Annotated in this window: 11 protein-coding genes; 4 read left to right on the plus strand and 7 right to left on the minus strand. The window is 65.9% G+C overall.

What is annotated here, in order from left to right:
* The first annotated feature begins 246 nt into the window (after positions 1-246).
* On the plus strand, positions 247-1,746 hold the full coding sequence (locus tag AC13GF_RS15445) for a YifB family Mg chelatase-like AAA ATPase (protein ID WP_483005332.1): 1,500 nt from the start codon (positions 247-249) through the stop codon (positions 1,744-1,746).
* A gap of 124 nt (positions 1,747-1,870) precedes the next feature.
* Here the strand turns inward: AC13GF_RS15445 and AC13GF_RS15450 are convergent, their stop codons facing one another.
* The 3 genes from AC13GF_RS15450 to yidA form a co-directional block, all read right to left on the minus strand.
* Positions 1,871-2,257, minus strand: coding sequence for a hypothetical protein (locus tag AC13GF_RS15450; protein ID WP_483005195.1), 387 nt, complete (start codon positions 2,255-2,257; stop codon positions 1,871-1,873).
* Between the two features lie 107 nt (positions 2,258-2,364).
* Positions 2,365-4,683, minus strand: coding sequence for a TonB-dependent receptor (locus AC13GF_RS15455; protein WP_483005196.1), 2,319 nt, complete (start codon positions 4,681-4,683; stop codon positions 2,365-2,367).
* A 398-nt stretch (positions 4,684-5,081) separates the two neighbouring features.
* Positions 5,082-5,915, minus strand: a complete 834-nt coding sequence (yidA, locus tag AC13GF_RS15460; protein ID WP_483005197.1) for a sugar-phosphatase — start codon at positions 5,913-5,915, stop codon at positions 5,082-5,084.
* Positions 5,916-6,064: 149 nt separating this feature from the next.
* Between yidA and AC13GF_RS15465 the strand changes: the two genes are divergently transcribed.
* A complete protein-coding gene (locus AC13GF_RS15465; RefSeq protein ID WP_049444347.1) occupies positions 6,065-6,727 on the plus strand; it encodes an exopolysaccharide biosynthesis protein in 663 nt (220 codons plus the stop codon).
* 88 nt (positions 6,728-6,815) lie between these two features.
* Here the strand turns inward: AC13GF_RS15465 and AC13GF_RS15470 are convergent, their stop codons facing one another.
* Together AC13GF_RS15470 and AC13GF_RS15475 are read right to left on the minus strand one after the other, a co-directional pair.
* The gene (locus AC13GF_RS15470; RefSeq protein WP_483005198.1) at positions 6,816-8,126 is read right to left on the minus strand and encodes a PQQ-dependent sugar dehydrogenase; all 1,311 of its coding nucleotides are present in this window, start codon (positions 8,124-8,126) and stop codon (positions 6,816-6,818) included.
* On the minus strand, positions 8,119-8,559 hold the full coding sequence (locus tag AC13GF_RS15475; protein ID WP_005411469.1) for a DUF2231 domain-containing protein: 441 nt from the start codon (positions 8,557-8,559) through the stop codon (positions 8,119-8,121). Before AC13GF_RS15475 ends, AC13GF_RS15470 begins: the two co-directional genes overlap by 8 nt.
* A gap of 310 nt (positions 8,560-8,869) precedes the next feature.
* On the opposite strand from AC13GF_RS15475, the gene AC13GF_RS15480 reads away from it, so the two are divergent.
* Together AC13GF_RS15480 and AC13GF_RS15485 are read left to right on the plus strand one after the other, a co-directional pair.
* The gene (locus tag AC13GF_RS15480; RefSeq protein WP_483005199.1) at positions 8,870-10,636 is read left to right on the plus strand and encodes a S8 family serine peptidase; all 1,767 of its coding nucleotides are present in this window, start codon (positions 8,870-8,872) and stop codon (positions 10,634-10,636) included.
* Positions 10,636-11,229, plus strand: a complete 594-nt coding sequence (locus tag AC13GF_RS15485; RefSeq protein ID WP_483005200.1) for a S8 family serine peptidase — start codon at positions 10,636-10,638, stop codon at positions 11,227-11,229. The genes AC13GF_RS15480 and AC13GF_RS15485 overlap by 1 nt, the downstream gene beginning before the upstream one ends.
* Positions 11,230-11,364: 135 nt before the next feature.
* Here AC13GF_RS15485 and AC13GF_RS15490 read toward each other — a convergent pair whose 3' ends face one another.
* Together AC13GF_RS15490 and cyoD are read right to left on the minus strand one after the other, a co-directional pair.
* A complete protein-coding gene (locus AC13GF_RS15490; RefSeq protein WP_483005333.1) occupies positions 11,365-12,036 on the minus strand; it encodes an SCO family protein in 672 nt (223 codons plus the stop codon).
* A 144-nt stretch (positions 12,037-12,180) separates the two neighbouring features.
* Positions 12,181-12,513, minus strand: a complete 333-nt coding sequence (gene cyoD, locus AC13GF_RS15495; protein WP_005411473.1) for a cytochrome o ubiquinol oxidase subunit IV — start codon at positions 12,511-12,513, stop codon at positions 12,181-12,183.

The following is a 12,513-nucleotide window of genomic DNA, read 5'->3' on the forward strand; positions in this document are numbered from 1 at the left end:
AGACGCAAGCCGAAGTGAGAACCGCTTCGTACGCTGATTATGCAACCGCCGGCTGGGTGTATCCATCGAGGATCGAGGCGCGATCCTGGCAGTTCAGCGCGGAGACTTCTGATGCGCAGCGATGTCTGTTCGGGGAAAGGGATCGCCCTTGACCGGAATCCCCCTAGCCGTTTCACCCGCAATGCCCGATGGCGCCGTGCCGAACGCCTGCCGCACCATCAAACATCCATCCGCAGGAAACCACACATGAGCCTGGCGCTGGTCCATAGCCGCGCCCGCGCCGGGGTCGATGCCCCGCTGGTGCGGGTGGAAGTGCATCTCTCTGGCGGCCTGCCTGTCACCCAGATTGTCGGCCTGGCCGAGACCAGCGTTCGCGAATCACGCGAGCGCGTGCGAGCCGCCCTGCTCTGCGCGCGCTTTGACTTTCCGCAGCGGCGCATCACGTTGAACCTCGCGCCCGCCGATCTACCCAAGGAAGGTGGGCGCTACGACCTGGCCATCGCGCTGGGCATTCTGGCGGCCAGTGGCCAGGTCGATCCGCAGTCGCTGCTGCAATACGAGTTCCTGGGCGAGCTGGGGCTGACCGGCGAACTGCGGCCGGTGGCGGGTGCGCTGCCGGCTGCGATTGCGGCGGCTGATGCCGGCCGCATCCTGGTGGTGCCGCCGGGCAATGCCGCCGAGGCGGCGTTGGCCGAGCACGCTGATGTGCGCGTGGCGCGCACGCTACTGGAATGCTGCGCCGGGTTGGGCAATCCGCGCTTGTTGCCACCCGTGGAGCGCGTGGACACGTCACAGTTACCGCTGCCCGATCTGGCCGACGTGCGCGGGCAGGCGCATGCGCGGCGTGCGTTGGAGGTTGCCGCAGCGGGTGGTCACCACCTTCTGCTGATCGGCAGTCCTGGCTGCGGCAAGACACTGCTGGCCTCGCGCCTGCCCAGCCTGTTGCCGGATACCGAAGAGACTGAGGCGCTGCAGCTGGCCGCGATTGCATCGGTGAGTGGCGAAGGACTGGACCCACGACGGTGGCGGCAGCGGCCCTTTCGGGCACCGCATCACAGTGCCAGTGCGGCGGCGCTGGTAGGCGGGGGCAACCCGCCCTGCCCCGGTGAGATATCACTGGCCCACCATGGAGTCCTCTTCCTTGATGAGCTTCCGGAGTGGAATCGCAGCGCGCTGGAGACCCTGCGCGAGCCACTGGAGTCCGGCCACATCCGCATCGCCCGCGCGGCACGCAGCGTGCAGTACCCCGCGCGGTTCCAACTGGTGGCCGCGATGAATCCCTGCCCGTGCGGCTGGGCCGGCGACCGCAGCAACCGCTGCCTGTGCAGCGATGAACGGATCAACCGCTACCGCGCGCGCGTTTCCGGCCCGCTGCTGGATCGCATCGACCTGCATATCAGTGTGGCGCGCATGGATGCAGTGGAGCTACGGGAAAGCACGCCGCTGGGCGAGCCCAGTGGCGCGGTACGTGCACGGGTGGAAGCCGCGCATGTGCGGCAGCAGGTGCGTGGCGGGCTCAATGCGCATCTGCCGCCAGCGGCGCTGCGGGCGTGCACGAAGCTGAGCGAGGCCGATCAGGACTTACTGGAGCAGGCAATTGAACGCCTGCAACTTTCCGCGCGGGCCATGCACCGGATTCTGCGCGTGGCGCGCACGATTGCGGATCTGGCGGGTTGCGAAACGATCCAGACGGCGCATCTGGCTGAGGCGATCGGGTATCGGCAGTTGGATCGGGGAAAGCCTTAGAAATGCCGGTCGGGTTGGCTATTGGTAGAGTCGACCGTTGGTCGACTCGCGCACGAAGCGCGGCCTTCTGAGAGGTAGATGCGAAGAGCGGTCGACTAACAGTCGACCCTACCAAGGGCGCGCATCACGCCGCGGAATCCACCCGCGCCCGCTTCGCCAGCAACGCCACCCGACGGCTGACCAGCGCGTGCAGCTCCGCCAGCTCCGACGCCCGGTCAGCCGTCATGTTCCCGCCAAACAGCACCCGCGACAACGCCGCCTCGTCGCTGTCGTCCGGGTGCTGCCACCGGTCCCGGTACACCTTCTGGCACACCAGCCAGGCCAGCCGCAGCCCCCCACCGGGCAGCGGACGGACCACGCGCTCGTAGACGTGCCAGAACTGGTACTCGGCCTGCAGGTCGATCACAGGCGTCACGGACGGCGCCTGCCGGAGCCGTCCCGGGCTCCGGATGTCGAACAACGGTGATCGCGGGTTGTACTGAGCCATGCCGACAGGATGACCCAGCAACATTGTGGGAACCTTGCGCCGCCGCCAGAAAATCCCTGTTGATTGCCCAAGGGGGGGGCCGGTGGGGTTTGGGGGGCCGCCAAGTGCATCCATGCATGGCCTGGATCTAACTAGAAGGTCATCGAGGTACTGAACATCAACTGCCGTGGCGCGCTGCGCTGCAGGGTCTGGTAATCCCCCGAGAACGACGAGCCGGCGATGGTGGCGGTGCCGATGTTGTGGCGGTTGAACAGGTTGCTCACGTCCAGCCGCAGCTCCAGACCGGGCACGGCGCTGTCCGCACCGAAGCGGTAGGCGGCATAGGTGTTGACCTGCCAGAAGGTCGGCACGCGGATGTCGTTCTCGTAGGTGAAGGGCTGGCGCAGGTAGGAGGTGCTGGTGGCACCAAAGCGCCAGTCACCGAAGTGGGCGGACAGGTCACTGACCAGCGAGATCTGCGGGTAACCCGGCTGGGCATTGCCCTTGATCGGGTACACCGTGTCGCCCACCACGAAATCACTGTCGTAGTACGAACGGGCCACGGCCACGCCCTGGTAGAACTGCAGGTGGTGGCTCAGGTCGGCGGTGATGCCGAGGTCGGCGCCGATCACGTGCATCTTCGGCATCAGTCGCACGGTGTTGATCTGCGCGAACTGGGTGCCGATGGCGGCCGACAGCAGGCGGTTGCGGATGTCGTTGTAGAACACATCGCCGGTGATCGTCAGCCGATCGAAACGATGCGATGCGCCCACGGTCAGGTTCCAGTTCTTCTCCGGGCGCAGCGTGCCCGCCACGCGGTCGAACTCTTCCTGGTCGGTGATGGTCCACGCCGAGGCGGTGTAGCCGATATTGCCGCGCTGAGCGACGCGATAGCCGTTCATGGTATTGGCCAGGTCGATGAAGGCATCGGTGGATTCGGTCGGGCTCCAGAACAGCGAGACATGCGGCAGGAAGTTGCTCTTCGCGCGCAGCGTGCCGTTCACCGGACGATCCTTGGCATCGCCGAGACCGCCACCGCTGGTGCGGAAGTCCACGGCCTTGAAGCCGACACCCAGCTTCAGCGTGTCGTTCAGCACGATGTCGTCCTGCAGGTAGAACTGGCGCGAGCGGGTCACCCAGCTCGACGCGTTGTCGGTCTTGAACGCGGGGCCGTACACATCGAACGGACCGGTGGCCTTCAGCGGCGGGCCCTCGCCCAGCAACGGCTGCTGGTACCACTCGGTCTTGGCCGCGGCCTTGCTCTTCTCCTGCCAGAAGCCGGCGGTGAAGGTGTGCGCGCCGGTCTCGAACTGCAGGTTGACCATGCCACCCAGCCGATTCACACGCGGTGTCTGCACCTGTTCGGAGAACGGCGCGCCGTTGGGCGACGGTACGGTCGGGTCGGTCAACGTGGCCTGGGTGTGGCTGTTGGCGTTGTACAGCTGCACGTTGCCGCTCAGCGCCGGAGTGATCTGGAAGCGATGGTTGATCGAAGACACGCGGTCGCGGGTGGTCTGGCCGGTGTCGTACGGAATCAGTTCGGACAGCTTACCGCAGGTGTAGGCGCCGCAGGACTTGTCCGCATTCTCCGGCGAGGCCACGTACCAGGCCCACGCATAGTCCGGATAGAAGATGTCGGCCTTCCAGCCCAGCTTGCGGATCATGTCGAAGGAGATGTTGTTGTAGCCCCAGACCTTGGCCTTGCTGTCGGACAGGAACACGGTGAAATCACCCCAGGCAACATCCTGCTGCAGTTTCAGGTCGCCGCGCAGGAAGTTCTGCGTGCCCTCGCCCTGGTACTTGTCAGCCGATACGCGCTGCAGGTCGACCAATACTTTCGGGCCATGCTCGCCGAGCTGGCCGCTCTGCCCGGATACGCTGGTGACCAGCGTGTTGTTGCTGCCCACGCCCTGCTTCACGCGCAGGCTGGGCGTGTCCTGCAGCTCGCGCAGGCGGTATTCCAGGCTGCCGCCATTGACGCTGCTGGAGAACACGCTGACCGGTGCGCCTCCCGGGCTGACCGTGATCGCGCCGATGCCATCGGGCACGCCCACGTTCACCACGCTGGTGCCGGTGAGCGAGAGGAAGCCGTTGTCGTTCAGCGGCACGCCCTCGAAGGTGATACCCATTTCATTCATGCGGAAGCCGCGCACGAACAGGCTGGTGGCCGAGATATCCAGGCCCAGCCCGTCGGTGGCGGTGTAGCTGGCGCCGGGTACCTGCTTGAGCATGGCCAGGCCGTTGTTGCCGGTGACCATCGCGTCGAGGTCCTCGGCCTTGATGATGTAGCGGTTCGGGCCAACCACCTGGGTCGGTGCAACAGCGGCGCCGCGTGGTGTGGCGATGACCTGCAGGGCGTTGAGCGTGGTGGGCGAGTCGTGCGCGGCATCGTGCGTTTCTGCGGCGTACGCAGGTGCGGTGATGGCCGCGATGATGGCCAGGGCGAGGCGCGTCGTGGGTGGGGTGTTCATGGGCAGATCCAGGGTGCAGGGAGAGAGCGGCGCAGGCGCACGCCCAGCGCGTTGCAGCACCGGTGTCGGCGCCTTGGCTGGCGGTGCGATTGCGTTGAGGGAGTGACGGCGCAGTGCGCGCCGGTCAGTTGCAGAGGAAGACGATCATCTGCCTCAGAATTCGATGGCGTGATTTCGACGTGCGAAATTCTTGCATCGGTCTGCCGCATTCGCCATTGCGCGGTGGTACAGCGCCGATGGCGATAGGGATGGGTGGGTTATACGTGGGTATAGCCCCGGCGTGGTGGGGCCGATCTTGATCTGCGCTTGCCGTTTTTGTGTGCCAACCAAGGTTGGCACCTACCGGGGCGGAGTGTGCCAACAGAGGTTGGCACCTACCAGGGCATGGGGACGCGCGGTTACTGCAGGACGAAACGCTCAATGGCGCGCGCCACGCCTTCATCGGCATTGCTGGTGGTTTCAAATCGGGCAACCGCCTTCACTGCATCAATGGCATTGCCCATCGCCACGCTGGTACCGGCGTACTGCAGCATGGTCAGGTCGTTTTCCTGATCGCCGATGGCCATCACGTTGGTGCGGTCGATGCCCAGGTGCTCGGCCAGCTTCTGCAGGCTTGGCCCCTTGCCGGCGCGGTGGTCAAACACTTCCAGGAAGAACGGTGCGCTCTTCAGCACCGCGAAGCGCTCGGTCAGTTCGCTGGGCAGGCGCGCGATGGCGGCATCCAGCACGTCCGGCGCGTCGATCATCATCAGCTTGATGAAGGACATCGACGGGTCCATGTCTTCCACGCGGCGGTAGGACAGTGGCATCCGCGAGAGATGCGAGTCGGCCACGGTGTAGTAGCTGATGTCCTGGTTGGGCGTGTACATGCGCTGGCTGTCCAGCGCCTGGAAGTGCACGCCCACTTCGCGGGCCACCTGCTCGCAGAACAGGAAATCGTCGAAGCTGAGCGGATACTCGACCACGGTTTCGCGCGTGCCGATGCGCTGCACTAGGCCGCCATTGCAGGCGATGCAGTAGTCGTCGTCGCCGGTGATGCCCAGCTCGTGCAGGAACGGTGCCAGGCCGGGAACCGGGCGGCCACTGGTCAGCACGATGTGCACCCCCAGCGCGCGCGCCTGCGCGATCGCCTGCTTGGCCCGCGCGGTGAGTGTGTGGGCGGGATCCAGCAGGGTGCCATCCATGTCGATGGCGACCAGTTCGATGGTCGATTGCCTGCGGCCCATGTCCATTGCGTTCAACTCGTGCGGGGCACGCCAGTTTACCCCCTCATGCCCGGTTCACCTCTTTGCCCACGTTGGCCGGGATACTGCGGGAGCCTGTGCGTCCCCCACCGCAGGACGGCCCATTGACCGCCCTTCCCTGGAGAACCTTGCGACGCATGACCTACCGTGCCCCCGAAACCAACGACAGCGCTCCCCTGGCCCAGCAGATCGAGCAGATGATCGACGAGCTGCCCGGCGACCAGGTGAGCGTCGGCACCCTGCTCAGCGCGCTGGGCGATGAAGGCCTGTTGCTGATCGTGATCCTGCTCTCGGCCATCTTCATCATTCCGGTATCGATTCCCGGGCTGAGTACGGTGTTTGGTGCCTCGATCCTGCTGATCGGCCTGAGCCGGGTGCGCAACCGCCCGCTGTGGGTGCCGCAGAAGCTGGCACGCCGCGAGATCGCCACCGACAAGCTGAAGGCCAACCTCGGCCGTGCGCTGAAGTGGGTGCACCGCATGGAGCGGTTGTCGCGGCCGATGCGGCTGGCGGTGATGGTGCGCTCGAAGAAGATGATGCGCCTGAACAACCTGATGCTGGTGTTCGCGACCCTGCTGCTGATGGCGCCGGCCGGGCCGATTCCCTTCAGCAACACGCTGCCGGCATTGGCGCTGATGTCTTTTGCGATTGGCTTCATCCAGCGCGACGGCGCGGCAGTGGCGGCCGGTTACGGCTTCGTGGTGGCCACGGTGGTGTATTTCGGCGTGCTGCTGGGCGGCGTGGGGTTTGCTGCCGAGTCGGTGTTCAGCGGGTTCCGCAGCAGTACCGCGGAACTGTAGAGCCGAGCCCATGCTCGGCTGCTCTTCGTTCGGTGCACGGAAACCCGCGTTGCGCGCGTAAGCCGAGCATGGGCTCGGCTCTACAGAATTACTTGGCCGACACCCGCCACACCACGTCGCCCACGTCGTCGGCCACCAGCAGCGCGCCTTCGGCATCCATCGCCATGCCCACCGGCGCACCCATCAGTGTCTTCTCGTCCTTCGAGGCGAAGCCGCTGACCACGGTCTGCGGCCGCCCGGTCGGCTTGCCGTCCTTGAACGGTACGTAGACCACTTCGTAGCCACTCAGCGGTGAACGGTCCCAGCTACCGTGCTCGCCGATGAAGGCGCCGCCGTGGTACTGCGCCGGCAGTGCCTGGCCGGTGTAGAACAGCAGGCCCAGCGGTGCCACGTGCGAGCCGATGGCGTAGTCCGGCACGATCGCCTTGGCCACCAGATCCGGTCGCTGCGGCTGCACACGCTCGTCCACGTGCTGGCCGTAGTAGCTGTAGGGCCAGCCGTAGAAGCCATCTTCCTTCACCGAGGTGAGGTAATCAGGCACCAGGTCGGCACCGATCTCGTCGCGTTCGTTCGCCACCGCCCACAGCGTGCCGGTACTCGGCTCCCAGTCCAGTCCGGTCGGGTTGCGGATGCCCGACGCATAGATGCGGCTGCCACGGGTGGCCACGTCCACTTCCAGCACCACTGCGCGGCGGTATTCAACGGCCAGGCCATTTTCGGTGATGTTGCTGTTGGAGCCGACGCCCACGTACAGCTTGCGGCCATCGCGGCTGGCCAGCAGTTCCTTGGTCCAGTGGTGGTTGATGGTGCTGGGCAGGTCGGTGAACTCGCGGCCCTTGTCGGACATACGGGTTTCGCCGGGCACGTAGTGGTACTGCATGATGTTGCCGGTATTGGCCACGTACAGCGTGTCACCGATCAGCTGGATGCCGAACGGCGAGTGCAGGCCTTCGATGTAGACGTGCTGCGTCCAGGTATCGGTGCCCGGCGTGCGCCGCAGCAGGGTGACCCGGTTGCCGCCCTTGCCGGCCTTGCCCGAGCGCGCCTTCACCTTGCCGGCGATCCACTGCTTGGGCGTGGTGACCGGTTCTTCGCCGGGGCCATTGCCCTCCACCACCAGCACATCGCCGTTGGGCAGCGTCAGCAGCCGCCGTGGATGCTGCAGGTTGGCGGCGATGCGCTCGATCTTCAGGCCTTCGGCCACCGTGGGCGACTGGCCATCGGCCCAGCCCACGCCGCGTGGCACCTGCATCGGCGGCATCAGGAAGTTCTTCGGCGCCGGCAGCGGTGGCTTCGCACCCGACTGGTCGGTGGGGTGGTATTCGGCCTTGCCCGCGCAGGCCGACAGCATCACGGCCAGCGCCAGGGCGGCCACGGTGGGCAGGATGTGCTTAACCATGACGACCTCCCTGCAGCACCGGCGGCTGCAGTGACAGCAGGATCAGGCCCAGGGCGATCAGGGCCACGGTCAGCGCCGACAGGATCGTACCCGGCACGGCAACGGCATACGCATCGCGGCTGTGCACGAAGGCGTTCCAGATGGCCAGCACGACTGCGACCAGGTTGAGGAAGAAGTCGATGCGGTCGATGCGGGTGGCCGTGCCGTTGCGGCGCCAGACCGCGAATAGGTTGATCAGGCGCGGAAGGATGGCGATCAGCAGGCCGAAGGTGATCAGCCAGGCAGCGGCCTTGCCCCACATCACCTCGGCGCTGTTGAGGTAGATCGCGTCGAAGATCAGTGCGCCAACGAAGAAGCCGAAGGGTATCGGGTTCAACAGGCTGAACAGCGTGGTGCCGAGGCCGCGATGGGCCTGGGCCAGAGGGTTGACCATCATCGTGCTCCGATGCGGAAGGGTGCACGGGCTGTAGTAGCACAGCCGGATGTGAGGGCGCGCGATGACGCCTGGTAGATCCGCGCCCTGCGTGGATACGCGTGCCAACCAAGGTTGGCGTCCACAAGATGCGGGGCACGGCAGTCGTCATTACCCCGCGGCATAAGTGTTTGTGACGCAATCGGCACATCTGCAGATTGGATGTGTGAAGAGGTAGGGGGTTGTTCGTTGTGTCGCGTTTGGCTCGTTGCGATGGGGCAGTTCCGCCCCGCCGTCCTGCCATGCCGATTCACAACAGAAGGATTCGTGTATGAAGCGACACACGCAACGCTCCGCGCCACCGCGCTCCGCGCGCCTGGCCCTTGCCACTGCCCTGGTGCTGGGCAGCCTGGCCGTCACCGCCCACGCCCAGCAGGCCGATCCGCTGGCCGGACGGCAGTGGCACCTGCTCAACACCGGGCAGGCCGCACTGGGCGATACCCTGCCGGTGGCCGGCAACGATCTCAACGTGGATGGCCTGTTCCGCAATGGCATCCGTGGCCAGGGCGTGACCATCGCCATCGTCGATGACGGCCTGCAGATTGCCCACCCGGACCTGGCCGCCAACGTGGCGGCGGTCGCGGGCAAGAACTTCGCCAACCAGAGCAACAACCCTTCACCGTCCAATCCGGACCGCGACAATCACGGCACCATGGTCGGCGGCATCGCCGGTGCGGTGGGCGCCAACAACCTGGGCGTGCGCGGCGTCGCCTCGGCGGCCACACTCAAGGGCTTCAATTTCCTGGCATCCAATGCCCAGGGCAATTCGAACTCCAACATCGAGTACTCGTGGTGGGACGGCGCCGAAGTAGCCGACGTGGGGGTCTTCAACAACAGCTGGGGCTCCAGCCCAGGCAACCCCAACCTGCCGCTGGCCTACAGCCAGAACGACATCACCGCCTATGAGCAGGCCATGTCCGGCACCCGTGGCGGGCGCGGTGGCATCTACGTGAAAGCCGCCGGCAACAACCACAACAACGGCGCACGCTCGGATGGCACCGACATCTGCTCGGCGGACACCAAGAACCGCAACACCGGTTGCATTCCGGCCGGCCGCGATCCACGCAACAACCTGTTCAACGTGATCACCGTAGCCGCCGTGCGCGCCGATGGCGTGCGCTCGTCCTACTCGTCCACCGGCTCGGCGCTGTGGGTGTCCGGCTTCGGCGGCGAGAATGGCTGGCAGCGGCAGGTCGTGCCGGGGCAGCTGGCGGTCCGCTACGATCCGGCCATTCTCACCACCGACGTCACCGGCTGCGCACAGGGCAGCAACAAGAACACGAGCCTGCGCAACACACTGGACGGCGATCAGTCCGCCATCGACAGCACCTGCAACTACACCGGCAAGATGAACGGTACCTCGGCGGCCACGCCGATGGTGTCGGGCGTGGCGGCACTGCTGCTGGAGACCAACCCGAACCTGTCCTACCGCGATGTGAAGTACATCCTGGCCACCACCGCCACCCGCAATGACCCGAACCGGGCGGCGGTCACGCACTCCGATGGCCGCGTGCTGGTGCCGGGTTGGACGGTGAATGCCGCCGGCCGCGCCTACAGCAACTGGTACGGCTTCGGTGTAGTCAACGCCGCCCGTGCAGTAGAGGTCGCCGAGAACTTCCAGTCGCTGGGTGCACTGGTGGACAGCGGCTGGCGCAACACGACGCGCACCGTGGCCATCGGCAATACCTCGGCCGCTGCTGCACGCCTGACCTTCCAGCTGGCCAACGGTGCGCGCAACATCGAAAGCGTGCAGCTGGGCTTCCGGGTCAACCACAGCAACACCCGCCAGCTGCAGTTCGTGCTGGTCTCGCCCAGTGGCACGCGCAGCGTGGTGCAGCCGGCATTCACCGCGATCGGCTCTGGCCTCAATGGTGTCCAGCGCAACTTCACCAACTGGGACCTGCTGTCCAGCAATGCCTTCCTGGATGAAAACGCCACGGGCACCTGGACGCTGGAAGTTACCGACCTGGGGCAGGCCGCGAACGCTGCATCGCGTGGCAACCTCGAATTCTTCAAGATCCGCGTTCTGGGGCACTGATGATGAAGACGACCATTCTGTTGAGCACCCTCGCCCTCGCGGCGATGACCACCACCGCCTGGGCACAGAGCTCGGGCCAGACACCTCCGGCGAAGACCTTGTCGACCGTAGACACGCAGCAGTTGAAGGCGGAGGCCACCGGCCGTTCGTTCAATGTGGGCGGCGCGCGCTTCCAGCTGGCGCCGTCGGCAACCGTGCAGCCGGCCAGCGGCGGTCAGTTCCGGATCACCACCGGGGCTGATGCCAGCGCCGCGGCCGTCGGCGCCCGCAGCAAGCGGTCCACCGACGCGTCTACCGGTGTGGCCGCACGTGCGGATGCCGGTGCCAGCAAGTTTGCGGCCGCTGTCTCCAACGATGGCGCGCCGGTAGTGGCGACCTCACGGGTCAAGGTGTTCTTCACCGATGCGGCCTCGGCCCAGCGTGCGGCCACCGCCACCGGCGGCACCGTGGTGAAGGTATCCAAGGCCTCGGGCCGCGCGATTGTGGAGTACCCGTCGGTGAACGCGGCCCTGGATGCGACCACCAAGCTGCTGTCGACCGCCGGCATCAAGGCGGCCGAGCCGGACGTGGTGCAGTGGGAAGAATCCAAGTAAGGCGTTGAGTGGTGCCCCCGGCCGGTTGGCTCTCCTGGCCGGCCGGGGGATTGGTGTGGGAGATGTGCCGACCAACGGTCGGCACCCACCAACAGCAGATCCAGACGTGCCAACCAAGGTTGGCACCCACCAGCGTCAGCGGGCGGCGAGTGTGTCGCTGTGCTTGCGGCTGCAGCTGGCCAGTGCGTCGTTGCCGGCGGCTTGATGAGCGGGCTCCAGCAGCAGGCGCTGTACGTCGGAGAACAGCTTGTCCACCGGCATGCCGTAGGGCGCGAACAGGCGCAGGCGGCCCTGGCGGTCGAACACGTAACCGCCCGCGATGTGGCTCATGGTGTAGGTCTCCGGTACCGGGCCGGGTTCCTTCTCGTAGAACGCCTTGAAGTCGCTGGCCATCGCGGCCAGTTGTGCTTCATTGCCGACCAGTGCGATGGCCTTGGCGTCGAACGCTTCCACATAGGTGCGCGCAACCTCCGGCGTGTCGCGCGCCGGGTCAACGCTGACGAACACCACCTGCAGCTGATCGGCATCCTTGCCCATCAGGTGCTTGACCTGGCTGAGCTCGACCATGGTGGTCGGGCAGACATCCGGGCAGCTGGTGAAACCGAAGAACAGATAGGTCACCTGCCCCTGCAGATCCTTCGGGCCACGCACGGTGCCGTGGCTGTCGGGCATCGACCACTGCTGGCCAAGTTCTTCGCAGGCGATGTCCTTCGAATAGAAGTCCATGCGCGACTGCGCGCTGCAGCCAGCCAGCAGGCCGACGGCCAGGCCGGCCAGCAGCGGCAGGCGGAAATGGGGAGAGAACAACGAACGGACAACAGCAGCAACACGCTTCACGGGTACCACCAACGCAGATGCGGGCGGGGTCTCGGTCAGGCCTGCCCTTGTGGGGAAAAGAAGGCTGAGGTGCCGGGGTGATCGTGCGGTCCGTGCCGATCACCCCGGCCACGGTCAGTTGATCATCATGTGGTAGTGCATGCTCCAGATGATCCACACCGACAACGCGACGATGATGAACAGGATCACCAGGGTGAAAACGAAGCTGGCCAGGTTCCAGCCACCTTCTGACTTGCGGTCCATGTGCAGGAAATAGACCAGCTGTACCAGGATCTGCGCCACCGCGAAGCCGACCAGCAGGAACAGGGTCAGCGGCCGCGACAGCACCGGGTTCATCACCAGTGCGAACGGCACCACGGTCAGCAGCGCGCACAGCACGAAGCCGATCAGGTAGGACTTGGTGGAGCCGTGCGCATTGCCGGCGCGCGAGGTTTCGACGTGGGCCAT

The organism is Stenotrophomonas sp. 22LJNL06-5-1, assembly GCF_056861455.1.